Source organism: Pseudomonas kulmbachensis (assembly GCF_963681935.1).
Taxonomy (GTDB): Bacteria; Pseudomonadota; Gammaproteobacteria; order Pseudomonadales; family Pseudomonadaceae; genus Aquipseudomonas; species Aquipseudomonas kulmbachensis.
Map to the genome: position 1 here is coordinate 2,973,525 of NZ_OY817088.1, position 23,837 is coordinate 2,997,361.

The following is a 23,837-nucleotide window of genomic DNA, read 5'->3' on the forward strand; positions in this document are numbered from 1 at the left end:
TGACGCGAGACCATCCGACCATGCCTGAGCCGATCCCCCTTAAAGATCACGAAAGCGAAAAACGCTTGGTCAATAAAAGACTGATCGCGTGCGCCGGGCTGGTGCTGGCGATCAGCTGCGCGCTGATCGGGCGTATGTATTTTCTGCAAGTCACCGAGTTCGATTACAACTCGACGGTGTCCGAGAACAATCGGGTGCATGTGCTGCCGATCCCGCCTGAACGCGGTTTTATCTACGACCGCAACGGCGTACTGCTGGCCGACAACCAGCCCAGTTTCAATATGACTATCACCCGCGAACGGGCCGGCGATACCGCCAAGGTGCTGGACTCGGTGATGAGCATTCTGCATTTGCCTGAAGAAGACCGCGCGGTGTTTGCCAAAGCCATGAAGCAGGCGCGCCACCCGTTTGACCCCTCGACTCTGCTGTACGAGCTGAGTGAGGAGCAAATCGCCCTGCTGGCGGTCAATCAGTTCCGCCTGCCGGGCATTGATGTCGAGGCGCAGTTCGTACGCCATTACCCGCAGGGCGATCACTTTGCCCATTCGGTCGGTTATGTTGGCCGGATCAACGAGAAAGAAGCCAAACAGCTGGATCCCACCCAATACCGCGGCACGCAGTCGATAGGCAAAACCGGCATCGAACGTTTTTATGAAAACGAATTGCACGGCAAGGTCGGTTTTGAAGAAGTCGAAACCAACGCCCAGGGCCGGGTCATGCGCGTGCTGCGTCACACCGATGCGGTAGCGGGTAAAAACATCGTCCTGAGCCTGGACATCAAGCTCCAGGAAGCCGCCGAAGATGCACTCGGAGACCGTCGCGGCTCGATCATCGCCCTGGACCCGAAAACCGGCGAAGTGTTGGCCATGGTCAGCAAACCCAGCTTTGACCCTAACCTGTTCGTGACCGGTATTAGCTCAAAAGACTACTCCGGGCTGCGTGATTCCATCGACAAGCCACTGTTCAACCGAGCGTTGCGCGGGCTGTATGCGCCGGGCTCGACAATCAAGCCCGAAGTGGCGATTGCAGGTCTGGACAGCGGCGTGATTTCGGCCTCGACCAGGGTGTTCGACCCCGGCTATTTCCAACTGCCGAACGTCGACCACAAATACCGCAACTGGAACCACAGCGGCGACGGCTGGGTGGACTTGAACGCTGCCATCATGCGCTCCAACGACACCTACTTTTATGACCTTGCATCCAAGCTGGGCATTGACCGCATGCACGACTACATGGCGGAGTTCGGGTTGGGGCAAAAGGTGTCGCTGGACATGTTCGAAGAGTCGTCAGGTTTGATGCCGTCCCGCGAGTGGAAGCGCAGTACCCGCCGCCAAGCCTGGTTCCCGGGCGAAACGGTGATTTTGGGGATTGGCCAGGGCTACATGCAGGTCACCCCGCTGCAACTGGCGCAAGCCACGGCACTAATTGCCAACAAAGGGGTATGGAACCGTCCGCACCTGGCCAAAACCGTTGACGGAACGCCACCGGTGGATGAGCACCCGATTCCCAATCTAGTGCTGCGCGATCCGCGAGACTGGGATCAGGTCAACCACGCCATGCAACTGGTGATGCACGACCCGCGCGGCATTGCCCGGGCAGCGGCCCAGGGCGTGCAATACCGGATTGCCGGTAAAAGTGGTACTGCGCAGGTGGTGGCGATCAAGCAGGGCGAACGTTACAACCGCCTGAAAACCGCCGAGCGCAATCGCGACAACGCCCTGTTTGTCGGCTTCGCCCCTGCCGAAGACCCGCAGATTGTGATCTCGGTGATGATCGAAAACGGCGAAGCCGGTGGCCGGGTTGCAGGCCCGGTGGTGCGCAAAGTGATGGACGCCTGGCTGCTCGACAACCAGGGCGTGCTAAAACCACAGTACGCCAGCCCGCAGATCAAGGCACACACGACCCCGCACGTCTGAAGCTGCAACCGGGTTGACTGAATCGCGAGCAAGCCCGCTCCCACAGATTTTGCGTCGATCTTGTGGGAGCGGGCTTGCCCGCGATGGCATCAACTCAGTCTGGCTGGCACTTCACGGCTCAGTACCGCGCATCCACCGGCTTGCCGCCCTTCGGCCAGTCCTTGGCCTTGTCGACAAAGTCAGGCCGTGGTTGATGCGAGAAGTACTCGGCCACATCCACCGCCTCCTGATCCGATAGTCCGCCCTGCCCCAACGGGAACTTCTCATGGAAGCCAATCGGCATATTGCGTTTGACGAACGCCGCCGCCGTGTAGGTGCGCGCCATGCCCGCGCCGATATTGAACGACTCATCACCCCACAACGGCGGATACACAAAGCTGCCATCGGCGTGCTTCAAGCCCTCGCCGTTGTCACCGTGGCACACCGCGCATTGCTGCACATACACTGCCTTGCCGTTTACCGGATCGGGCTTGATGTTCGGATCAACCTTGCCCACACCCCGGCCCGCAACCTTGTCGCCAGCAACGGTATTCATTTTCATCCAGTCAAAGTACGCCACCATCGCTTGCATATCGGGCGAAGTCACCGGCAACGGCTTGCCATCCATCGAACGACGGAAGCAACCATTGATCCGCTCCTCCAGCGTCACCTCCTTGCCCGCACGGGGCGCATAGCTGGGGAAGAACGCCGACACGCCAACAAACGGCGAACCATCGGCCACGGTGCCCGCGTTCAAGTGACAACTGGTGCAGTTGAGCGCATTGCCAACGTTGTCCGGCAGCAATGCCTTGGTTTGCAGGTGCAAGCGCATGCCACGCACCACTTGATCGGCATTGGCTGCACTGAGCAGATTGGCCAGCCTCGGGGTGACAAAGGCTGTCTCGTCGATGGTCTGCGGGTTAAGTTGTTTGCGCATTTTGGCCACTTGCGCAGACTTGATCGCTGGGGCGTCATTACCCCAACTGCTGCGCACAAAACTCAGGATCTCGGCAATTTCATCATCCGCCAACCGCGCAAAGCCGGGCATGGTGTACACCCTTGGGTGCGCGGCCGTTTCCGGAGTTTCCCAGCCGGTCAGAGTGATATGCAGCAACGTGGTCGGATTAGCCGCCACGATCCCCGGGTTGCCGTTTAGCGGCGGGAAAATCCCCTTGACCCCACCGCCATCCGGGCGATGGCAGTCGGCGCAGAACTGGGTATATCCCAAACCACCCCGAGTACTGAACAAGGTGTCTGGCGCCCTGACCGGCCCGGTTGCAACGGCGGGCATCGGCAAATCATCCTTGCCCGGTGGCAGCGACTTCAGATAGCTGGCGATGGCGGTCAGATCCGCATCGGTGAAGTGCTGGGTGCTGTGGTGAATCACGTCGGCCATATTGCCCGAGACCGTGGCAAAGCGGTTTTGCCCGGTTTTGAGCAGTTGTACGGTGTCCTCCACTGTCCACAGATTACGCAGGCTCAAGGCGCGCCACGCTTCAACGGTCTCGCCCGCCAAGTAGTGCTTGCCGCTGCTGCCCGCATCACTCATGGCCTTTTCCTGGAAGGCGATCCCGCGAGGCGTGTGGCATGAGCCGCAATGCCCCAGCCCCTGCACCAGATAGGCGCCACGGTTGAGCTCGGGGCTCTTGGCCGGGTCGCCAACAAATGGCTGAGTGTCGACAAAGGCCCAGTTCCACAATGCCAGCCCCCAGCGCTGGTTAAACGGAAAGCCCATGTCTGCCTCAAGGTTGGTCTGTTTGACCGGGGTAACGCCTTGCATCAGGTAGCCGTACAAGGCGCGCATATCGTCTTCGCTCATCTTGGCGTAAGACGGATACGGCATGGCCGGGTACAGGTTCTGCCCCGCAGGGGTGACCCCTTCACGCATGGCCCGGTCGAATTGCTCAAAGCTGTATTGACCGATGCCAGTCTCGGGGTCCGGCGTGATATTGCTCGAATAAATCGTGCCCATCGGCGTTTTCAGCTCCAGGCCACCGGCCATCACCGCACCGCCCTTGGCGGTGTGGCAGGCAATACAGTCGCCAAGCTGGGCCACGTACTGACCGCGTTGAATCAGGGGGTTGGTTGCCGTTGTCGGCTCACCGGCCTGCACATGGGCTGTGCAAAGCAACATCAGGCCGGTAAACGCCAGACGTGGGAAGGTAGAAAGCATCGCGTTATTCCTTTAAGGCGTCGATCTGGGGTGGTCCCCTCGAAACGGGCCATGCTGGTTTTGTTATTGATTCCTCACACTGGGGTTGTACCGGCTTTTAAATGCATGGCGTTTGACCCCGGTCATGGGCGGCGCAACCAGACGGCGCAAGCGAGCGCTCTAAGCTAGTTCCAAAACGATATTTTCGCCTTTTATTTAAAGCACTTAGATTCAGCAGACCGGACCACCGGACCTCGTCTTTTTACCTCATCAGAACAAGGTCCACCCATGTCCATGCGCACACTTTTGATTGCTCTTTCCATCGCAGGGCTCAGCTTCGGCGCGCAGGCGGCTGATGTGACCATCGGCTATATCACCGGCATTGATCCCACCAAATTGGCCCAAGCCGAAGGCAGCTATGAAAAGGCCATTGGTGAAAAAATCGACTGGCGCCGCTTTGATTCAGGCCCGTCCGTGGTTGCAGCACTGGCCTCCGGTGATCTGCAAATCGGCAATCTGGGCTCAAGCCCCCTGGCTGCTGCGGCCTCGCGCAACGTGCCGTTGGTGACCTTTATCGTCACGGCGCAAATCAAGGGTTCCGAAGCGCTGGTAGTGCGTGATGGCAGCGGCATCAACGGCCCGCAGGACCTGATCGGCAAGACCATCGCCACGCCCTTTGTGTCTACTTCGCACTACAGCCTGCTGGGCGCGCTGAAACACTGGAACCTTACCCCGCAACAAGTGAAGGTGGTCAACCTCAGCCCCGCGCAAATCACCGCGGCCTGGAAGCGCGGTGATATCGACGGTGCGTTTACTTGGTCACCTGCGCTGGGGGAAATCCGCAAGACCGGAAAAATCCTCGCCGACGCAGGCCAGGTCAGCGAATGGGGCGCGCCGACCTTTGAAGTCTGGGTCGCCCGCAAGGATTTTGCCGATAAACACCCTGAGATAGTCGCGCAATTTGCCAAAGTCAGCCTCGACGCAATCGCCGACTACAATGCCCACCAGGCCGCCTGGACTGCAGATTCGGAACAAGTGCAGAAAATCGCCAAACTGACCGGCGCCAATGCCCAGGACATTCCCGAATTGCTGCACGGTGCGCACTTCCCTTCCGCCGCCGAGCAAAAATCACCGCAGTTGCTGGGCGGCGGTACGACCAAGGATATCGCCCGGACTGCCTTGTTCCTCAAGGATCAAGGCAAGATCGAAAGCGTACTGGCGGACTATTCACCCTATGTCAGCGACAAGTTTTTGCCTGAATAACCCGTTATGAGGAGCGTGGAGGAGCGACCCGGTAAACGCGTTAGTGGGAGAGAGCCTGCTCGCGAATGATCTTCGCGAGCAGGCTCGCTCCCACAAGGGGCCCACTTACATTGACAGCCATTGCGCGAGGCTGCGATAAGGACCGCCAGATTAATCCCACAAAGGTGGCGCCCATCATCTGCGCAATTTCGAGTGTTTGAGTTAACCAGCTATTTGGGTCTGTTCCTGGCCGCCTTCGGGGCCGCGTCGATACTGCCCATGCAGTCAGAAGCCGTACTGGTCGGCATGCTGTTGTCCGGCAAGTATGTGGCGCTGACATTGCTGGCAGTCGCCACTCTGGGCAATGTCCTGGGCTCGGTATTGAATTGGGTACTGGGCCGATCAGTCGAACGTTTTCGGCACAAACGCTGGTTCCCGGTCAGCGAGCAAAAACTCGACAAGGCGCAGCAGTTTTACCTGCGTTATGGCCGCTGGTCGCTGTTGCTGAGTTGGGTACCAATCATCGGCGACCCGATCACGGTCATCGCCGGAGTTATGCGCGAACCACTGTGGAGTTTCGTGCTGATCGTCACCCTGGCCAAGGGCGCGCGCTATCTGCTGCTGACAGGGCTAACCCTGGGCTGGGCGTAAACGCCCAGCCCGCAGGCAAGTTAAACCGGCTCTGCCGAAATGCGGCCGTCCATTACCGGCGGGTATTCGGGCAGCCAGGATAAGGGCGTCAATTGATTGTACTTTTGATAGAACGACGACTGAATTCGCGTACGAATCTGCTCCAGCTGCTCAATCAAACCCACCAGCGCCAGTTGCTGTGCAGCCAGGCGAACTTGATCATCGGCGGTGTCGATCTCGGATAGCTCAATGGGCTGCAGCGCAATGCTTTCATTGAAGTAAGCAGGCACTCGCCGACCATTGCGATGCAATTGGTTCTCGGCGCGATAGCATTGAACAAGCCCCGCCAAAATCATTTCCGCCTTGTTCAAACCACTGGCCCGCAACGATCTTACAGTGCGTTTTTCGTCCAGAACCGACTGGTAACTGACCAATTGTTGATTACATGCCAATACATCCGATTCGAGCTTTTCCAGGAACTCTTGCTTGAGTGCCATAAGCTCATTGCGTACATCTGCAATTTCATCCTGATAGACACCCAACGCGTCATTACGGCGCTTTTGCTGCTTGAGCAATCCGGAGTGATTTTGTGCCTTGAAAGCACACAGTTCAGCCTCCTGCTCCCGCGCGCTGTACTCCAGGCGCTGCAGCCGTACAGCGTAGTCATTCAGAAGACTGTCTATGGCACGCTCAAACTCTTGATCAAACTGAGCGCAGCGGTCCACCGTACTGATGATATCCAGAGCACTTAGCTGATTCTGGATCGTGGCAATCCGCGAGTCGGCCCACGCCAGCACCTTGTTGCGCTCGGACTCAAGTGTGGTGCGGATACTCTCTTCGATGGCAGTCAACCGAGTGGCTTCTACCGCAGGGTAGCCCTGCTCACCGTGGCGGCTGGCTTGCTCAACAATATTGAGTTCGCGTTTGAGACTTTCAAACTCGGCCGGGATAAACACTGGATTGTCTGCACGCTCGCGGCTGCAATCAGCCTGCCCCAGAATATTCAACAGCTTTCTGAATAACTGCATGGCGTTCGCTCCGATAGAGAGGTAGTGATGCCAAATTGCTTAACTATACGCAACGGCAAGGTAGCACTTAGCCATCAACCTATCACACGTCTTTGAAAAAAAAGATCTTTAAATTTCAAAACCGGTATTCAGACGGCGAATCGGTTTAACCCCAAGCGAGAGCCGAGGGTGCTCTGAGCTAAAGGTGAGGATAGCCATCAGGAGCGGTACGTCCAGTAATGCAAATACATACGGTTTCATTGAGCAATCAGTGTTGCATGCCCCAGCGCTTCACCGTGACCCGCTCAAGGGTATCGAATACCAGGTTCTCCACCAGCAAACCGATCAGAATCACCACTGCCAACCCGGCAAACACTTTGTCGGTATACAACTCGTTGCGGTTCTGAAAGATGTACCAGCCCAGGCCGCCCTTGCCGCTGGTTGCGCCGAACACCAGCTCGGCGGCGATGAGCGTGCGCCAGGCGAATGCCCAGCCGATTTTGAGGCCCGCCAGGATCGAGGGTAACGCCGCCGGGATCAGGATCAACAGCACAAAGCGAATACCCTTCAAACCGTAGTTACGCCCGGCCATGCGCAAGGTTTGCGAAACCCCGAGAAATCCCGCATAGGTATTCAGGGCCAGGGCCCAGAGCACCGAATGCACCAGCACGAAAATCAGGCTGTTCTGCCCCAGCCCGAACCACAGCAGCGCCAATGGCAACAGGGCAATGGCCGGCAGCGGGTTGAACATCGAGGTCAGGGTGCTCAGCAGGTCACGCCCCAACTGGGTCGACACCGCCAGCGTGGTCAAGGCGAACGCCAGTGCGATACCGATCAGGTAACCCTTGAGCAGTACCACCAGGGAAATGCCGACTTTGTTCAGCAGTTCGCCGCTGATCAAACCGTCATACAGGGCGCTGGCGGTTTGCACAAAAGTGGGCAGTAACAGGTCGTTGTTCTGGTAGCGCGCCACCAGCTCCCAGAGTACCGCGAGCACGATCAGAATCAGGCTTTTACGTAACCAGCCCTGCTGCCAGAGTCGCTGGCCGAGCGGTAATTCGCGTTCCACTGGCACTGTCAGCAGCGGCTCCAGAACGACTTCGTATTCCTGGCGTACAGATGATGATTGGCTCATCGGGCAATCCTCCACAGCTCAATAAGCGATACGAATATCGGCGAAGTTCAGCGCTTGTTCGCTGCTTGCAGCGTCATTTTCATCAAACAGCAGCCGGTGGATGCGCCGCGCCGCCTGTTGGAACTCCGTACCGCCAAGGCTGTGCAGCCCGTATTGATGACTGTTGATTTCAGCGCGCACACGGCCCGGATGCGGCGACAGCAACAATATCCGGTTGCCGACCACCAGCGCCTCTTCGATGGAGTGGGTGACAAACAGCAAGGTAAAACGTACTTCTTCCCAGAGCAGCAACAACTCCTCCTGCATCTTGCGCCGGGTCAGAGCATCGAGCGCGGCGAAAGGCTCGTCCATCAACAGGATTTTCGGCTGCATCGCCAAGGCTCGAGCGATTGCCACGCGAGCCTTCATGCCGCCGGACAAGGTATGTGGGTAAGCATCGGCAAACGCCGTCAAACCGACCTTGTCCAGATAGTGCAGCGCTCGCTCCTCGGCTTCGCGCCGTGGCAGGGTTCTGGAAGCCAGCAGCGGGAACATCACGTTTTGCTTGACCGTCTTCCAGGGCGGCAGTTGATCGAACTCCTGAAACACCACCATGCGATCCGGCCCCGGGGCGGTGACGGCTTGCCCCAGCAGGCGGATGTGTCCTTCGCAGGGCGAATGAAACCCGGCGACCGCCTTGAGCAGCGTTGACTTGCCGCAACCCGAAGGGCCAAGGAGGATAAAACGGTCAGCGGAGTCGATTTCGAAACTCACCTGATGGGTAGCCCGCACCACACGCTGCGGTGTGCGGTACTCGAGGCTGACCTGGTCGACCGACAACAGGGCCGGGCCTGTTGCGGTCAGGTGGCTGGCCGTGTGGCCTTGCACGGAAGCATTCATGGGTATCAGCTCCCCTGCAGCGGTTTTGCATCCTGGAAGAAGTAATCTTTCCAGGACTCAGGTTTGTTTTTGATCGCCCCGACGCGGTACAAAAATTCGGCCAGCGGGTAGGTGTTTTTCGGCGTCACGCTGAATTCGTACTGTGGGTTGTCGATGATTTTCAGCAACTCGGCGCGGTCAATCTTGGCCTTGGTGACGCGGATATACGTGTCAGCGGCAGCACCCTTGTCGTTTTGGGCAAACTCGGCGGCTTCGGTTAACGCCTCGACAAAGGCCTTGTAGGTTTTCGGGTTGTCGTTGCGGAACTTCTCGGTGGTGAACAGCACCGTGGGCGAGTTCGGGCCGAGCAGGTCATAGGTATTGAGTACCACATGCACATTAGGGTTTTTAAGTGCCTGGTCCTGGAAAGGCGGGTTGGAAAAATGCCCGCTCAACTCCGTACCACCGGCAATCAACGCCGCAGTGGCGTCCGGGTGCGGGACGGCAATGGTGTACTTGTCCAGCCGGTTGAACTCCTTATCGCCCCATTGCTTGGCGGCGGCGTATTGCAAAAAGCGCGACTGCACGGATACACCCACGGCAGGCACTGCGATGCGGTCCTTCTCGGTGAAATCGGCAATGGTTTTGACCTGCGGGTTATTGCTCAGCAGGTAGTACGGAAAGTTGCCCAGCGACGCCACAGCCTTGACGTTCTGCCTGCCGTGGGTACGGTCCCAGATGGTCAGCAGCGGGCCAACCCCGGCCCCAGCAATATCAATCGAGCCCGACAGCAAGGCGTCGTTGACCGCCGCACCGCCGGACAATTGGGTCCAGTCGACCTTGATATCAATGCCCTCCTCTTTGCCGTGCTTCTCGATCAGGTTTTGATCGCGCACCACGTTGAGCAACAGGTAAACAATGCCGAACTGCTCGGCGATTCGGATCTCGCCTTCAGCATGGGCCACGTTCGGAGCCACAAGACTGCTGGCGAGTAGACTCAAGCCCAGACCAAGACTGGCGGCCACGGATTTGATTGATGTGGGCATGGTTATGCTCCTTGAAATATGGGGACGATCAGTAAGGGGCATTGCCCTGAATGGTGGTGCGGTAGAGCTTGCGGCGCAGATGGCTCGGGCATCCGGCAGCGAGATGGATCAGTGAGCGGTTGTCCCAGAACACCAGGTCGTGGGGCTGCCATTGGTGGCGATAGATGTTCTCTGGCAGCACGCTGTAGGCGTAAAGCTCGGCCAGCAACTGACGGCTTTCGTCTTCGGGCAGGCCGACGATACGGGTGGTGAAACCCTCACTGACAAACAGCGCCTTGCGGCCATTTTCCGGGTGGGTACGGACCACCGGATGCACCACTTCGCTGACCTGTGCCAGTTGCTCCGGGGTCAGGGTCGGGCGCCAGTTGCCTTCGAATTTGCTTTCGCTGTAACGCGCGGTATACGAGTGCGCGGCCGAGCGGCCCTCAACTGCATTGCGCAACGCTTGCGGCAAGCCATCCCAGGCTTTGTGCATATCGGCAAACAGGGTGTCACCACCTTCGGATGGCAGCTCTTGGGCATGCAGCATCGACCCCAGGCTCGGCAGCTCCTTATAGGAAAGATCGGAGTGCCAGAACTTGCCCGCATCGCCTAGACCGATGGATTGGCCGTTTTCTATAATGTTGGAGACGATCAGGATTTCCGGGTGGCCGGTCAGCAGAAACTGCTTGAGCACATGGATTTGTAAAATGCCGAAGCGACGGCTGAAGGCAATCTGTTGCTGCGGGGTAATGCGCTGATCGCGGAACACCACCACGTGATGCTCCAGATGGGCGCGGTGAATACGCGCAAAGTCCTGGTCATTGATCGACAATGCCAGATCAAGGCCGATAATCTCGGCACCCACTGCGCCGCTGAACGGGCGGATTTCAAAGGCTTGAGGGGCGATGCTCACGGCAATCGCAGAGGCAGACGGTGCAGACATAAATCACTCCCACGCAGGGCACACCCAATGGCGCGCCAATCGATCAGAAACTCACGGAGGTCCCGTGCTGGTTCATTTCGTGCGGCGCGTCGATTGGTCGACCTGTACGCAGGGATATGACTTTATAGATATAAGAAATTTAATTTAAATACTTTTATAGAATAAGCATATGAGTGGTTGCTCGTTGTTTTTTGCCTTTTTGACTAAAGCACCGGCGCGATCTGCCGATGGCCTTGAATGACATAAAGTCAAAAGGACGAATCGACATGGTTGGCAGCATCAATCCCCTGGCATCGAGCCTGAATATTCAGAGCACGCCCGGCACGACCACCATCAAAGCCCCCGACAGCACCGCGGTGAGTGACACCAGCACGGCAGCCACCGACCCGGTGAAACCGCGGGCATCCAGAGACGCGAATGCGGCGCCAGCGGCTGACACCAGTGATGACAGCTCGGACGCGGTCAAGCAGCTTAAAAAACACATCGCCCAACTGCAGAAACAACTGCAGCAGCAGATGCAGGAATTGCAAAAGATCCAGGCCAGCAACATGAGCGCCGAGGCAAAGATGGCAGCAGTGGCTGGCGCCCAGGCACAAGTGGCCGCGACCGTTGGGGCGTTGCAGGAGGCGACGGCAGCATTGCTACAAGCGCTGACAATTCAGGGTAAAGGTGGTTCGGGTTCCATGGTCAGCACCTCGGCCTGACGATACGCCACCCCTGTAGCCGCTGACGAGTAGCACGAGGCTGCGTTCGGCTGCGCAGCAGTCGCAAACCCTAAATCCCGGACTCAACTGACACACCATAGCGTCTGATTTCACGACGACTTCGTCGCCGAACGCAGCCTCGCTACTCTCCTCAGCGGCTACAGTACGAATCAACCTGGGCAAGATTTAGCCTTTCAGCTTTTTTTCTGATTTTGCTGCTATAGTCCGCCCCCTCTTTGGGGAGTAGCTGGCCGTCACGCAAGTGGCGGCGCTCTGGTCAACATTCTCGGCAACCTGCCGTGGCCATAGCATCCGTCTGGATTTGCGAGACCAACGTCATACCTGTGCTGAAGTCGGGCGCGCAGTGCTATGTCGTTGTCTCAAGCCCGACTGGATGACTGAATTGAACCCAATTGCCCTGATTCTCCTGGCCTTTGCCATGTCCACCGACGCTTTTGCCGCCGCCATCGGTAAAGGCTCCAGCCTGCACAAACCACGTTTCAGCGAAGCACTGCGCACCGGCCTTATCTTCGGCGTGATTGAAGCCATTACGCCCGTAATCGGCTGGGCCATCGGCCAGGCCGCCAGCAGTTACGTCACGCAATGGGATCACTGGATTGCCTTCACCCTGCTGCTGGGGCTGGGCCTGTACATGATCTACAACGGGGTCAAGCCCGAAGAAGACGAACCCGAAGACAAACCGTCGCAACACGGATTCTGGATTCTGGTGGTCACAGCTATTGCCACCAGTATCGATGCCTTGGCAGTCGGCGTTGGCCTGGCATTTGTCGACGTCAATATCCTGGTGGCCGCAGCCGCCATCGGTCTCGCCACCATGACCATGGTGATCATCGGCACCATGCTCGGACGCGCACTCGGTAGCCTGGTCGGCAAGCGTGCCGAGATTGTTGGCGGGGTGGTGTTGATCATCGTGGGTGCCACGATTCTGTATGAGCATCTGAGCGCGGTGTAACACTTGCAGGGCTCTGGCCTTGCGCCAGAGCCCTGTGCCGTTACGGCACCTGCGCCCCCGCCACAGCCACATGAATCATGTAGAGCGAGGTATTGGCCGCAATAAACAGCCGATTGCGTCGCGGCCCACCAAATGTAAGGTTGGCGACTTTTTCCGGCAATTTGATCTTGCCCAGCATGACCCCATTCGCATCAAAGCACTGAATCCCGTCCCCCGCGCTGGTCCAGATATTACCCTGGACATCAATGCGCAACCCGTCAGGTATGCCCGGCTCGATATGAGTCAGAACCCTAGAACTGCCCAAGCGACAGTTGTCGACAACCTGTATGGCGCGGATATGGTGCGCCGCATCCGGGTCGTGGGAACGGGCCGAGTCGGCGATATACAGGGTTTTCCCATCCGGGGAAAACGCCAGGCCGTTGGGCTGTTCAAAGTCGTCAGCCACGCAGGCAATTTGCAACGTGTGCGGGTCGATGCGGTAGACGTTTCGCCCGCTCTGTTCAGGCTCGGCCTGGTAGCCTTCGTAGTCGCTGAGAATGCCGTAAGTCGGGTCGGTGAACCAGATGCCACCGTCGCTGTGCACCACTACGTCGTTGGGCGAATTCAAGCGCCGGCCTTCAAACTGGTCAGCCAGCACGGTAATGCTGCCGTCGGGTTCGGTGCGGGTGACGCTGCGGGTGCCGTGCTGGCAGGTTACCAATCGCCCTTGTATGTCGCGGGTGTTGCCGTTGGCAAAGTTGGAGGCGGCACGAAACACCGAGACGCCCTGCTCCGGGGTCCAGCGCAGGATGCGCTGATTGGGAATGTCACTCCATAACAGGTAGCCACCGTCGTTGAACCACACTGGCCCCTCTGCCCAGCGGCACTGATCGTAAAGGCGCTCAAGCTGGGTGTTGGGCAAGGTCAGGCTGCGAAAACGCTTGTCGTGAAACTCGTAGATATCGTCGCTCATGGTTCTATCCTGATTCAAAGGCTGCGCTGGCTTTTGCGCCCGCTAACGGCGGCTATCACCGCGATAATGATCACGCCGGTAAGAATCAACCGCACTCCGGCACTGGCGCCAAAGGTGTTGAGCATGCTCACCAGCAAATACAAAAACAGCGCCGCACCCCACAAGCCCGGCACGTTGGAGAAACCGCCCGCCACCGAGGTACCGCCGATGACCACCACCGCAATCGAGGCCAGCAGGTATTCATCGCCCATGCTCAGCGATGCGCCGCCGGAAAACCCGGCCAGCAACACGCCGCACACACTGGCAAAAACGGCACTCAATACGTAGGTGGCCCAACGCACCCGCTCGACCCGCACACCGGCCAATTCTGCGGCGCGCATGTTCTGCCCCACGGCCAGAGTCCAGCGCCCATAAAGGGTTCGGCTCAAGACATAACCGGCCACCACTGTCAGCAACGCGACCGCCAATGCCAGGTACGGGATGCCCAGCAGACGCCCGGTGGAAAATTGATAGAACAGCTCCGGCGGAGCTATGCGCACACTGCGGCCGTAGGCAATGGCCATGGACTGCAACAGAAAGCTGGCGGACAAGGTGGCGATGATCGGCGGAATGCGCAGCACACGGATCAACGCGTAGTTGGCGCAACCGATCAGCACTCCGACCGCCAGTACACCGGCCACCCCCACGGCAATCAGGCTGTCCTGACCCTCCATAAGCTTCATGCCCACCGCACCGCTCAGGGCGATATTGGCCGGAATCGACAAGTCGATATTGCCGGGACCGGTGGTGATGACGAACATCTGCCCAACCCCGACGATCACGAAGAATGCCGAGAACGCCAACGCACCGGAAGTCAGCGCACCCGCACCCTCGCCACGGGTGAACGCCAGGGTCGCCAGCCACACCAGTAACGCCGCCAGAAACGACCACAACCAGGGCTTGCTGCGCACGCGATTCAACTGCAAGGACAGGTTCATGCCGGGCGTACCTCGAGACGGTTAACGGCAGTGCGCAACGCCAGCACCAGGATCAGGATTGCCCCTTGGGCACCTATCTGCCAGTCAGGCGAAATGCGAATAAACGACAGCAACGAACCGGCCAGCACCAGGGTCAACGCGCCCAACACCGCACCGATCGGCGAGACCCGGCCTCCGGTGAACTCACCCCCGCCCAGAATCACCCCGGCAATCGACAGCAGGGTGTAACGCAGTGCCATATTGGCGTCCGCCGATGTGGTAAGCCCCACCAGAAACAGCCCCGACAACACCCCAAAGCTCCCGGCCATGGCGTACAGCGTGACCTTGATCCGCAGCAGCGACCAACCCGCCTTGGCAATCGCCAACGGGTTGCCCCCCGCACCGCGCAACACCACGCCCCAGGTTGAGCGCATCAAAAACAGGTGCACCGCGATGGCCAACAAAACACAGACCACCACCGCAAACGGCAGCAGCGGAGTCTTGATCTTGACCAGTGCCTGCAACCATTGCGGCGCGCTGCCGCCGGGTGCAGGCAACAGCAGCACGGCGCCGCCGACCCAGATAAACGACATGCCCAGCGTCACCACAATCGCCGGTAGCTGGCGGATATGGATCAGCGCCCCCAGCAATGCATACACCCCGATGCACCCGAGCAGCGCCAGGCTGCCCAACAAAGGGTGATCGTTGAGCAGGGTCGCAGCGACACAGGCGACAAAACTGATAAAGCTGCCCAGCGAAAGGTCCAGATCGTTGACCGTGATAATCAACATCTGCGCGATGGTCGCCAAGGCAATGGGCACCGCCAGGTTGAGCATCAGGTTCATGCCCATGTAGCTCATGGCCCGCGGCTGCATGATAAAGATGGTGCCCAGCAATACGATCAACGAAAAAGCCGGCAAGGCATTGCGCAGCCAGCGGGCGCGGTTGACCGCCGCACCCTGAGTGCCACTGAGCATGGGTTGGGGTTTTAACGTCATGGGTTGAGGCGCGTTCATGCCACCTCCTCCTGAAAGGAACTGCGCAGGATTTGCGCTTCACTCAGTTCATTACGGGGCACATCTGCTACCGCCTGACCGCTGCGGAACACGTAGATATGGTCACAGTGGTCAAGCTCTTCCAGCTCCGTGGTGTACCAGATAAATGTCCGGCCACGGGCCGCCTCCTCCTTGATGATCGCGTAGACCTCGCGCTTGGTGCCTACATCGACACCACGCATCGGGTCGTCCATCAGGATCAGGTCGCTGTCGCTGCCCAAGGCGCGGGCAAACAGGGCCTTTTGCTGGTTGCCGCCTGAAAGCGACAGGATCGGCTGGTTCATGTCCGGGGTGCGAATACCCATACGCGCTTGCCACTCGGCCGCCATCGCCTGTTCGGCCTGCGGGTCAATCAACGCGCCGCGCTTGAGTGCAGCCAAGGAACTGATGGTGATGTTTTCGGCTATCGACCACAGGCTGAACACGCCATCGGTTTGTCGATCCCCCGCGACCAGCGCCACACGCTTGCCGCTTGCAATGCGTTCGCGCAACAACTGCACCAGCAACTGGCTTTGGCCCTGCCCGGCCAACCCCGCCAGCCCGACAATCTCACCGGGCCAGGCGGCAACAGTCTGGCCATTTTGCTGGCGGGCCGGGCGTTGGTTGACGACCGGCTGTGCACTGCCGCGTTTGGAGACGAATTCATAATGTTCACCCTGCGAGCGGGTCACGGTGCCCATCGACTCCACCAGTGTGGCATGGGTAAACGCACGGGCCGCACGCACATCAACCACGCAGCCGTCACTCATTACCGCTATCCGGTCACAGGTAGCGAGCATCTCGCCGAGGATATGACTGATCAGCACCACACAACCGCTGCTTTCAACATAGCGCCGTACGTAACCGAGTAATTGCTCGGCAACTCGCGCGTCCAGAGACGAGGTCGGTTCGTCAAGAATCACCAACGCCAGGTGCTCATCAACACAGGTAAAGGCCCGGGCGATTTCCACCATCTGGCGCTGGCCGATAGGCAGGTCGGCCACCACATCGGCGGGGTTGATGCCGTGGCCGGGGAAGATACTGTCCAGGCTCGCCACAATCAGCGCGCCAGCTTTGCGCCGCCAGCCAAAGCCGCGCAATCCGGGGCACATCAGCCGGGTATTTTCGGCCACGGTCAGGTTGGGACACAGCGACAACTCTTGAAACACGCAGCGGATACCGTGCTGGCGTGCCACCTGCACCGAGTAGCCGTGGCGTACATCTTCACCGCCCATCAGCAACACGCCGCAGTCAGCGCGCAGGGTGCCCGCAAGAATATGCATCAGCGTCGACTTGCCCGCGCCGTTGTGGCCAATCAGGCCCAGACACTCCCCGGCCTGACACGACAGATCCACTTCATTCAATGCGCGCACGGCGCCAAAATGCTTGCCAACCCCTTTAAGGTCAACCAGCGGTGCTGGGGTCATGGTCATGACTCTTTTCCTCGGCTGGCTGCGCTTACTGCGCCACAGGGCTCTTCAGTTGGGCGACGTCATCAACGCTATAGACATGGCTGACGATGCCGCCCTTCTCCACCCCCTTGAGCGAGCTTTCGAGTGTGTCCTGAGTCACGCTGATGGCGGGCGACAACAGGTCATGGGGCATTTGCTTGCCGTCGAGCAATTGCTGGGCGACCCAAAATGCCAGGCTGGAAATGCTTGGCGCACTGGAGATCGAGAAGGCCTCATAGCCATTGGCATCCTTCTGTTTTTTCCACCAGGCCAACTCCTCTTCGCGGTTGCCGAAGATGATCACCGGCAGCGGGCGACCGGCTGCCGTAAATGCCTGGGCCACGCCAAAACCGTCATCGCCTTGCGTCACTACCGCGTCGATTTTCGGCAGGCTCGGCAAGATCCCCGCTACCGCCTTTTGCGCGGCCGTCTGCGACCAGTTGCCGTTGACTGAACCGACGACTTTCAACTGCGGATGTTTACTCGTCCCGGCCATGACCCCGGTGTGTATCAACTCGTCCACCGAGACACCAGCCAGACCGCGCACTTCAAGGATATTGGCGCCGCCAGGAAAGCGCTTGGCCAGATAGTCCATGCCATCCAGACCGCTTTGCTTGAAGTCCATGGAGATGCGATACGCGCAGGGCTCAGTCACCACACCGTCAAAGGAGACCACGATGATTCCGGCATCGCAGGCCTGTTTCACTGCGCCGTTCAAGGCCGTTGGCGACGCCGCATCAATGACGATGGCGTTGTAACCCTGAAGGATCAGGTTCTGGATTTGTGCCGCCTGCTCGGTGGCCTGGTTTTCGCCGGTGGTAAATGAGTCGGCACCGGCAATGATCCCCGCCTTCACCGCCTGGTCAGTGGTTTGCTGCCAACTGCTGAGCATGCTTTGGCGCCAGGAATTACCGGCGTAATTATTCGACAGTGCAATGGTTTTATCGGCCGTGTCGGCCTGGGCGGACATAAAGGGGGCAAGCAACAATGCAGAAGACAACAAGGCGCAGCGCAGCATGTGACGTTCCATGACATAACCCTTTTTATTATTGTGGGTATCGGTCGCCGATTGATTCGGTCGTACCTGCTTACTGAGTGGCGCCGCCAGTGTGCTAGGGCTCAAGGCCTGTGTCTGGAGCGTTACTGCACACTTGATACCCTTTGCACGCAAATAACCTGCGGGATCCCGCAAAAGAAACGCGCATCCATGCAGCTCTTTTGCCTCTGCGCCGCCTGCTCTTTGGGCCATACTTCGCCCCAGGGCTACCACCGGGGAGCCTTTTCATGGAATGCAGGTCATGGCGCAAAGAGTCCCCATCGCGGCAGAGAACGTGTTGCACCACTTTCTGGGAATTTCCCGCGCACTGGCCGGACGCCTGGACTTTCAGTCAATGATTGAAGCAGTGTCCGAAGAGATTCGTTTTATCCTGCCCCATGACCATCTCGACGTCAGCCTGCTGCTGGACGACGACAATCACCTGTCGGCTTACGAGACCGGTCTGCATACGGTCTGGAGCGAATTTGCGATTCATCCGCTGGAAATAGCGCGCAGCCCGATCCGCACACTGCTGCTGGGCATGGAGCCGTATATCCTCAGCGACGACGCCATGAACGATGAACGTTTTCAATTCCCCGGCGCGCTCAACAACCCGATTTTCGACGCGCACTTGCGCAGCCGCCTGCATGTGCCGCTGCGCGCCCGGGGTGAAGTGATCGGCGCACTAAGTTGCTCCACCCATGTGGCCAACTTCTATACCCTCGATGACGTGCGCCACACCCAGCATGTGGCTGACTTGCTGGCGTCCTATCTGTACGCCTTGCGCCAGACTGAGCAAGCCAAGCAACTGGCCATTGCCCAAGCGCAGATCCGGGCCCGTGAAGAAGGCCTGCGCCTTGGTGTGCTGCGCCTCACCGAGGAGCTGGAAAACGAACGCCAGCGCATCGGTATGGACCTGCACGACCAGACCCTGGCTGACATGACCCGCCTGCACCGGCGCCTTGCCCGCCTGCAATTGCTCGACCAGGTTGCAGCCAGTGATCTGGCCCCCATCGGCCAAGCGCTATACGAAAGCATGCAGGAATTGAGGCTGATCATTGATGCGGTCAAACCGACCATCTTGCAACTGTTCGGTTTTGTCGAAGGCCTGGAAGACCTGTTGCTGCGTAGTGTGCGCAACAGTGGCCTGGCGATAGTCACGCATCTGCGCGATTACACGGACGGGCTGGCCAACGATTTGGCCGAGCCGCAAAAAATTGCCTTGTTTCGCATTATTCAGGAGGCCGTCAATAATGCGATCAAGCATGCCGCGCCGCATGCAATTGTGGTCGAAATTACCGCTACCCTCAGCCACTTGCACCTGACCATACTCGACGACGGCCCCGGTCTGAACAGCGTCAGCCGCCTGGAAACCGGGGGCATCAAGAACATGCAGGTTCGCGCTCAACTGCTCAGCGCCCATGTGCAAATCGACAAAGGCCCGGACGGTAAAGGCACCTGTGTGCAAATCAGTCTGCCGCTGCCGTCGAACGCGGGTCAGGCATAGGAAACAGTCATGGAAATCCTGTTAATCGAAGACGATCCGGTGCATCGCGCGTTCTTCAAGGAAGTCATCGAAGGCGCACTGCCCGAATGCGTGCGCTTGCATGAGGCCGAAGACGGACTGGTAGGCGAGCGCCTGGCGCAAGAGTTTGCCATCACTTCGGTCGTCATGGACCTGCAAATGCCGCGTCGCACCGGGGTTGAGGCCGCACGGGCGATCTGGCGTGAACGCCCGCACACCTCGATCATGTTCTGGTCCAACTACGCCGATGAAGCCTACGTGCGGGGGATCTCGCGGATCGTGCCGGAGGGAGCGGCCTACGGCTACATCCTCAAGACCGCCTCGGAAGATCGCCTGCGGCTGGCACTGCGCAGCCTGTTTATCGAACAACAATGCGTGATCGACCGTGAGGTGCGCGGGGTACAGCAGAAAAGCCAGAACCAGCTGCTGGGTCTGACCGATACCGAGTATGAAGTGCTGCAAGATATCGCGCTGGGGCTGACGGACCGGGTTATTGCCCAGCGGCGCAACTTGTCGTTGCGCAGCGTGCAAAATCGCCTGCAACAGCTTTACGAGAAGCTGGGTGTGCGCCAACCCGGCGATGACAATGACAGTGCACCGGCCTTTAACCTGCGCTCGCGGGCGGTAAATGTGGCATTGCTGCGCAAGTTGCTGAACCGCACTGCACTGGAACAGGCGGAAATTGAACTGCAGGAATGGTTAAAGGACCCGCGCTTCAACTACCCACGGCACTGATGCCAGTTGACGGCCCAAGGCCGTCAACACTTCAGGTTGCCTGGCCCGCTTGTTTCAAACGGTACATTGTCCAGCCAAAACCCGCCAACGCCAGCCCTGCCAATGAACCCCCCACCAGGCCGATCCAGGCAAAGCCGAAATGGCTGCCAACCGAGCTGCCCAGCAGTGCACCGCCGCCGATGCCAATGTTGTAAATGCCCGAGAACATGGCCATCGCCACATCCGTCGCATCGGGCGCCAGGGTCAGCACCCTGGACTGCAACGCCAGGCCAAAACCCATGATCGCCAACCCCCAGACAATACTCAGCACGCCCAGGGACTCGATCCAGTTGCTGGCCGGCAACAGCAGCAACAGGCACAGCGCAAGCAGCCCCACAGCCGTGAGCAGGAAGCCTTGCGGGCTGTACTTGTGGAACCAGCTGAAGCACAGCGAACCGATAATCCCGGCGCCACCGAACAGCAACAGAATCAAGGTGACGGTGCTACCGCTCATGCCAGCCACGTTTTGCACAAAGGGTTCGATATAGCTGTAAGCGGTGAACTGCGCAGTGATCACCACCGCTGTCAGAACATAAACCGCCACCAGCGCCGGGCGCTTGAACAGTACCGGCAGGCTTCTGAGGGAGCCGGAGTTCTGGCTCGGCAGCAATGGCAGAGTACGAGCCAGCCAAAACACCAGCAACGCGGCCAGCCCGCCAATCACGATAAAGGTCGTGCGCCAGCCCATGGCCTCACCCAGCAAACGCCCCAGAGGCACACCCATCACCATCGCCAGTGATGTACCGGTTGCCAGCAGGCCCAGCGCCTGTACCTGCTTGCCCTCCGGCGCCAGCCGCACCGCCAGCGACGCAGTGATGGACCAGAACAACGCATGGGACAGCGCTACACCGATCCGGCTCAGCAACAGGATCCCGAAGTTGTTCGCCAGGCTCGACAGCACGTGGCTGACAATAAACAGCCCGAACAGAATCAGCAGCAACTTGCGCCGCTCCACGTTGCGGGTCATCAACATGATCGGCAGCGAGGCCAGTGACACCACCCACGCATAGATGGTGAGCATCAACCCGACACTGGCCGTGGTCATGTCAAAGCTTGCACCAATCGCGCTTAACAGCCCCACAGGCACAAATTCAGTGGTGTTGAACACAAAAGCGGCCAGCGCCAGCGCGATGACCGGCTGCCAGTTGGCGCTGGAGGAAGAAGTGGGGTTGCTCATTTAAGGGATGCACTGCTCGCTATCGATGATCTAACAGGCCCATGACCAAGGAGTCAGAACCACACAGGCTTGTAGTTTATAGCCTTATCGCAAAAGCGTTGATGAACATCAGCCATTGATCCAGATATTTTTAATGGATCCACTATGCGTGTGCGTTTTTAATTTTGTGTTCGGTAATCGCCAAAAAACCTAAATAAGCCGCATATTTCCAGCGCGGCAAATTGACTTGAAAGTTCAAGATGCCGCCTAATGGATCCATAAAAGCAATAACACCTGATCTGGAGATTGGTCATGTACCCAAAAAACACTTGGTATGTCGCGTGCACCCCCGATGAAATTACCGACAAGCCCTTGGGCAGGCAGATATGCGGCGAAAAGATGGTTTTCTATCGCGGCCATGAAAACCGGGTGGCCGCTGTCGAGAATTTCTGCCCGCACCGCGGCGCACCGCTCTCGCTGGGCTATGTCGAAAACGGCAATCTGGTATGCGGCTACCACGGCCTGGTGATGGGCTGCGACGGCAAGACCGTCGAGATGCCCGGACAGCGGGTACGCGGCTTCCCGTGCAACAAAACCTATGCCGTGGTCGAACGCTACGGCTTTGTCTGGGTATGGCCCGGCGATCAGGACCAGGCCGACCCGGCACTGATCCACCACCTGGAATGGGCGGTGAGTGACGAGTGGGCCTATGGCGGAGGACTGTTTCATATCGCCTGCGATTATCGCCTGATGATCGACAACCTGATGGACCTGACCCACGAGACCTACGTCCACGCCTCCAGCATTGGCCAAAAGGAAATCGACGAAGTGGCCCCGACCACCACCGTTGAGGGCAACGAAGTGGTCACAGCGCGCCATATGGAAAACATCATGCCCCCGCCGTTCTGGCGCATGGCATTGCGCGGCAACAATCTGGCCGACGATGTGCCGGTGGACCGCTGGCAGATTTGCCGTTTCTCGCCACCGAGCCACGTCCTGATCGAAGTCGGGGTCGCTCACGCAGGCAAAGGCGGATATCACGCGGCGCCCGAGTTCAAGGCAGCGAGCATCGTGGTTGACTTTATCACTCCCGAAACCGACACCTCGATCTGGTATTTCTGGGGCATGGCACGCAACTTCAACCCTCAGGACCAGGAGCTTACAGCCACTATTCGCGAGGGTCAGGGCAAGATTTTCAGCGAAGACCTGGAAATGCTCGAGCGCCAGCAGCAAAACCTGCTGGACCACCCGCAACGCGCATTACTCAAGCTCAATATTGACTCGGGCGGCGTGCAGTCACGCCGGGTTCTGGACCGCATCATTGCCAGCGAACGCACCCCCGAACCACAACTGATCGCCACCGCGCAGTAACTCCCCGGGCATGGCGCATACACCTGCGCCCGCCCCCAGAATGGCAACGCTTCGAGGATGTAACATGATTGATGTGGTGGTGGTATCGCGCAACAACGAAGCCCAAGGTATTTGCAGTTATGAACTGGCCAGCGTCGATGGCAGCGCTCTGCCCGCGTTCAGCGCCGGTTCGCATATTGATGTTCATCTGCCCGGCGGCCTGATCCGTCAGTATTCCCTGTGCAACCATCCCGAGGAGCAGCACCGCTATCTGATTGGCGTGCTCCGGGACCCGGCTTCACGCGGCGGATCACAAAGCCTGCATGAGCAGATCAATAGCGGCGACCGCCTGCGCATCAGCGAACCGCGCAACTTGTTCCCGCTGATCCATGAAGCCCGGCGCAGCCTGTTGTTTGCAGGCGGAATCGGGATCACCCCGATTCTGTGCATGGCGGAACGCCTGGCCCACAGCGGGGCAGATTTCGAGGTGCATTACTGCGCCCGCTCCAGCGAGCGAGCGGCCTTTGTCGAGCGTATCCAGCTTTCGCCTTTTGCCGACCGGGTGTTTTTACACTTCGACGAACAGCCCGAAACGGCGCTGGATGCAGCCCGGGTACTGGCCAATCCACAAGCCGGCAACCATCTGTATGTGTGTGGCCCCGGCGGTTTCATGCAGCACATTCTGGAAAGTGCCCGCACTCAAGGCTGGCAGGAACAGGCGCTGCACCGCGAATACTTCGCCGCCGCCCCCGTGGACAGCAGCAATGACGGTAGTTTTGCAGTCAAGGTAGGCAGCACCGGCCAGGTCTTCGATATTCCAGCCGATAAAACCGTGGTTCAGGTGCTGGAAAGTCACGGCATCGAGATCCCCATGTCGTGCGAGCAAGGGGTGTGCGGCACGTGCCTGACCCGGGTGCTTGAAGGCGTGCCGGATCACCGCGACATGTTCCTCACCGAGGACGAGCAAGCCTGCAACGACCAGTTCACACCGTGCTGCTCGCGCTCGAAATCCCCTCTGCTAGTGCTGGATATCTAA

Annotated in this window: 21 protein-coding genes and 1 riboswitch; of the genes, 9 read left to right on the plus strand and 12 right to left on the minus strand. The window is 58.9% G+C overall.

Annotated features, from left to right (window positions below):
* Positions 1–20: 20 nt before the first annotated feature.
* Positions 21–1,916, plus strand: a complete 1,896-nt coding sequence (gene mrdA, locus U5A05_RS13595; protein ID WP_261742438.1) for a penicillin-binding protein 2 — start codon at positions 21–23, stop codon at positions 1,914–1,916.
* Between the two features lie 118 nt (positions 1,917–2,034).
* Here mrdA and U5A05_RS13600 read toward each other — a convergent pair whose 3' ends face one another.
* A complete protein-coding gene (locus U5A05_RS13600; RefSeq protein WP_321833350.1) occupies positions 2,035–4,068 on the minus strand; it encodes a c-type cytochrome in 2,034 nt (677 codons plus the stop codon).
* A 267-nt stretch (positions 4,069–4,335) separates the two neighbouring features.
* On the opposite strand from U5A05_RS13600, the gene tauA reads away from it, so the two are divergent.
* Both tauA and U5A05_RS13610 read left to right on the plus strand, forming a co-directional pair.
* The gene (gene tauA / locus U5A05_RS13605) at positions 4,336–5,310 is read left to right on the plus strand and encodes a taurine ABC transporter substrate-binding protein (protein ID WP_321833351.1); all 975 of its coding nucleotides are present in this window, start codon (positions 4,336–4,338) and stop codon (positions 5,308–5,310) included.
* Between the two features lie 192 nt (positions 5,311–5,502).
* Entirely contained in the window at positions 5,503–5,940 is a 438-nt protein-coding gene (locus U5A05_RS13610; RefSeq protein ID WP_261738426.1) for a YqaA family protein, read from the plus strand.
* Between the two features lie 20 nt (positions 5,941–5,960).
* Here the strand turns inward: U5A05_RS13610 and U5A05_RS13615 are convergent, their stop codons facing one another.
* The 5 genes from U5A05_RS13615 to U5A05_RS13635 all read right to left on the minus strand — a co-directional run bounded on the left by U5A05_RS13615 (position 5,961) and on the right by U5A05_RS13635 (position 10,890).
* Positions 5,961–6,947: a hypothetical protein gene (locus tag U5A05_RS13615; RefSeq protein WP_261738427.1), complete on the minus strand. Its 987-nt coding sequence runs from the start codon at positions 6,945–6,947 to the stop codon at positions 5,961–5,963.
* Between the two features lie 247 nt (positions 6,948–7,194).
* Positions 7,195–8,061 carry an ABC transporter permease gene (locus tag U5A05_RS13620; RefSeq protein WP_321833356.1) on the minus strand — a complete coding sequence of 289 codons (867 nt, stop codon included), beginning with the start codon at positions 8,059–8,061 and terminating at the stop codon, positions 7,195–7,197.
* An 18-nt stretch (positions 8,062–8,079) separates the two neighbouring features.
* Positions 8,080–8,940, minus strand: a complete 861-nt coding sequence (locus tag U5A05_RS13625; RefSeq protein ID WP_321833358.1) for an ABC transporter ATP-binding protein — start codon at positions 8,938–8,940, stop codon at positions 8,080–8,082.
* A gap of 5 nt (positions 8,941–8,945) precedes the next feature.
* A complete protein-coding gene (locus U5A05_RS13630; protein ID WP_261738430.1) occupies positions 8,946–9,965 on the minus strand; it encodes an ABC transporter substrate-binding protein in 1,020 nt (339 codons plus the stop codon).
* Positions 9,966–9,993: 28 nt separating this feature from the next.
* Entirely contained in the window at positions 9,994–10,890 is an 897-nt protein-coding gene (locus U5A05_RS13635) for a TauD/TfdA dioxygenase family protein (RefSeq protein WP_321833361.1), read from the minus strand.
* A 266-nt stretch (positions 10,891–11,156) separates the two neighbouring features.
* Here U5A05_RS13635 and U5A05_RS13640 point away from each other — a divergent pair, with 266 nt between their 5' ends.
* Both U5A05_RS13640 and mntP read left to right on the plus strand, forming a co-directional pair.
* On the plus strand, positions 11,157–11,594 hold the full coding sequence (locus tag U5A05_RS13640) for a hypothetical protein (protein ID WP_321833363.1): 438 nt from the start codon (positions 11,157–11,159) through the stop codon (positions 11,592–11,594).
* A gap of 226 nt (positions 11,595–11,820) precedes the next feature.
* Positions 11,821–11,990, plus strand: a riboswitch (yybP-ykoY riboswitch).
* Positions 11,991–11,997: 7 nt separating this feature from the next.
* Positions 11,998–12,567, plus strand: coding sequence for a manganese efflux pump MntP (gene mntP / locus U5A05_RS13645; RefSeq protein ID WP_261742442.1), 570 nt, complete (start codon positions 11,998–12,000; stop codon positions 12,565–12,567).
* Positions 12,568–12,607: 40 nt separating this feature from the next.
* On the opposite strand, the gene U5A05_RS13650 is transcribed toward mntP, so the two are convergent.
* Genes U5A05_RS13650 through U5A05_RS13670 form a run of 5 tightly spaced genes read right to left on the minus strand, consistent with a single transcriptional unit; the run spans position 12,608 to position 17,990 of the window.
* Positions 12,608–13,519, minus strand: a complete 912-nt coding sequence (locus tag U5A05_RS13650) for an SMP-30/gluconolactonase/LRE family protein (RefSeq protein ID WP_261738437.1) — start codon at positions 13,517–13,519, stop codon at positions 12,608–12,610.
* Positions 13,520–13,533: 14 nt separating this feature from the next.
* Positions 13,534–14,496, minus strand: a complete 963-nt coding sequence (locus U5A05_RS13655; protein ID WP_261738438.1) for an ABC transporter permease — start codon at positions 14,494–14,496, stop codon at positions 13,534–13,536.
* Complete coding sequence (locus U5A05_RS13660) at positions 14,493–15,491, minus strand: ABC transporter permease (protein WP_261738439.1); 999 nt, start codon at positions 15,489–15,491, stop codon at positions 14,493–14,495. Before U5A05_RS13660 ends, U5A05_RS13655 begins: the two co-directional genes overlap by 4 nt.
* Positions 15,488–16,942 (minus strand): sugar ABC transporter ATP-binding protein, encoded by a 1,455-nt coding sequence (locus tag U5A05_RS13665; RefSeq protein WP_321833369.1) that lies wholly within the window; start codon positions 16,940–16,942, stop codon positions 15,488–15,490. Before U5A05_RS13665 ends, U5A05_RS13660 begins: the two co-directional genes overlap by 4 nt.
* 25 nt (positions 16,943–16,967) lie before the next feature.
* The gene (locus tag U5A05_RS13670) at positions 16,968–17,990 is read right to left on the minus strand and encodes an ABC transporter substrate-binding protein (protein WP_321833371.1); all 1,023 of its coding nucleotides are present in this window, start codon (positions 17,988–17,990) and stop codon (positions 16,968–16,970) included.
* Positions 17,991–18,258: 268 nt separating this feature from the next.
* Here U5A05_RS13670 and U5A05_RS13675 point away from each other — a divergent pair, with 268 nt between their 5' ends.
* Positions 18,259–19,503: a GAF domain-containing sensor histidine kinase gene (locus tag U5A05_RS13675; protein WP_321833373.1), complete on the plus strand. Its 1,245-nt coding sequence runs from the start codon at positions 18,259–18,261 to the stop codon at positions 19,501–19,503.
* Positions 19,504–19,512: 9 nt separating this feature from the next.
* Positions 19,513–20,256 carry a response regulator transcription factor gene (locus U5A05_RS13680; RefSeq protein ID WP_261738443.1) on the plus strand — a complete coding sequence of 248 codons (744 nt, stop codon included), beginning with the start codon at positions 19,513–19,515 and terminating at the stop codon, positions 20,254–20,256.
* A gap of 31 nt (positions 20,257–20,287) precedes the next feature.
* Here U5A05_RS13680 and U5A05_RS13685 read toward each other — a convergent pair whose 3' ends face one another.
* Positions 20,288–21,472, minus strand: coding sequence for a sugar transporter (locus tag U5A05_RS13685; RefSeq protein WP_321833375.1), 1,185 nt, complete (start codon positions 21,470–21,472; stop codon positions 20,288–20,290).
* A 291-nt stretch (positions 21,473–21,763) separates the two neighbouring features.
* Between U5A05_RS13685 and U5A05_RS13690 the strand changes: the two genes are divergently transcribed.
* Positions 21,764–22,822: an aromatic ring-hydroxylating dioxygenase subunit alpha gene (locus U5A05_RS13690; RefSeq protein WP_321833376.1), complete on the plus strand. Its 1,059-nt coding sequence runs from the start codon at positions 21,764–21,766 to the stop codon at positions 22,820–22,822.
* Positions 22,823–22,886: 64 nt separating this feature from the next.
* Positions 22,887–23,837 carry a PDR/VanB family oxidoreductase gene (locus U5A05_RS13695; RefSeq protein WP_261738446.1) on the plus strand — a complete coding sequence of 317 codons (951 nt, stop codon included), beginning with the start codon at positions 22,887–22,889 and terminating at the stop codon, positions 23,835–23,837.

Coding starts and splice junctions, on each gene's coding strand:
- U5A05_RS13690 (WP_321833376.1), top strand. CDS start 21,764: ATGTACCCAAAAAACACTTGGTATGTCGCGTGCACCCCCGATGAAATT.
- U5A05_RS13640 (WP_321833363.1), top strand. CDS start 11,157: ATGGTTGGCAGCATCAATCCCCTGGCATCGAGCCTGAATATTCAGAGC.
- U5A05_RS13675 (WP_321833373.1), top strand. CDS start 18,259: ATGGCGCAAAGAGTCCCCATCGCGGCAGAGAACGTGTTGCACCACTTT.
- U5A05_RS13695 (WP_261738446.1), top strand. CDS start 22,887: ATGATTGATGTGGTGGTGGTATCGCGCAACAACGAAGCCCAAGGTATT.
- U5A05_RS13650 (WP_261738437.1), bottom strand. CDS start 13,519: ATGAGCGACGATATCTACGAGTTTCACGACAAGCGTTTTCGCAGCCTG.
- U5A05_RS13655 (WP_261738438.1), bottom strand. CDS start 14,496: ATGAACCTGTCCTTGCAGTTGAATCGCGTGCGCAGCAAGCCCTGGTTG.
- U5A05_RS13620 (WP_321833356.1), bottom strand. CDS start 8,061: ATGAGCCAATCATCATCTGTACGCCAGGAATACGAAGTCGTTCTGGAG.
- U5A05_RS13670 (WP_321833371.1), bottom strand. CDS start 17,990: ATGGAACGTCACATGCTGCGCTGCGCCTTGTTGTCTTCTGCATTGTTG.
- U5A05_RS13685 (WP_321833375.1), bottom strand. CDS start 21,472: ATGAGCAACCCCACTTCTTCCTCCAGCGCCAACTGGCAGCCGGTCATC.
- U5A05_RS13680 (WP_261738443.1), top strand. CDS start 19,513: ATGGAAATCCTGTTAATCGAAGACGATCCGGTGCATCGCGCGTTCTTC.
- mrdA (WP_261742438.1), top strand. CDS start 21: ATGCCTGAGCCGATCCCCCTTAAAGATCACGAAAGCGAAAAACGCTTG.
- U5A05_RS13600 (WP_321833350.1), bottom strand. CDS start 4,068: ATGCTTTCTACCTTCCCACGTCTGGCGTTTACCGGCCTGATGTTGCTT.
- U5A05_RS13635 (WP_321833361.1), bottom strand. CDS start 10,890: ATGTCTGCACCGTCTGCCTCTGCGATTGCCGTGAGCATCGCCCCTCAA.
- U5A05_RS13665 (WP_321833369.1), bottom strand. CDS start 16,942: ATGACCATGACCCCAGCACCGCTGGTTGACCTTAAAGGGGTTGGCAAG.
- U5A05_RS13615 (WP_261738427.1), bottom strand. CDS start 6,947: ATGCAGTTATTCAGAAAGCTGTTGAATATTCTGGGGCAGGCTGATTGC.
- U5A05_RS13660 (WP_261738439.1), bottom strand. CDS start 15,491: ATGAACGCGCCTCAACCCATGACGTTAAAACCCCAACCCATGCTCAGT.
- U5A05_RS13630 (WP_261738430.1), bottom strand. CDS start 9,965: ATGCCCACATCAATCAAATCCGTGGCCGCCAGTCTTGGTCTGGGCTTG.
- U5A05_RS13625 (WP_321833358.1), bottom strand. CDS start 8,940: ATGAATGCTTCCGTGCAAGGCCACACGGCCAGCCACCTGACCGCAACA.
- tauA (WP_321833351.1), top strand. CDS start 4,336: ATGTCCATGCGCACACTTTTGATTGCTCTTTCCATCGCAGGGCTCAGC.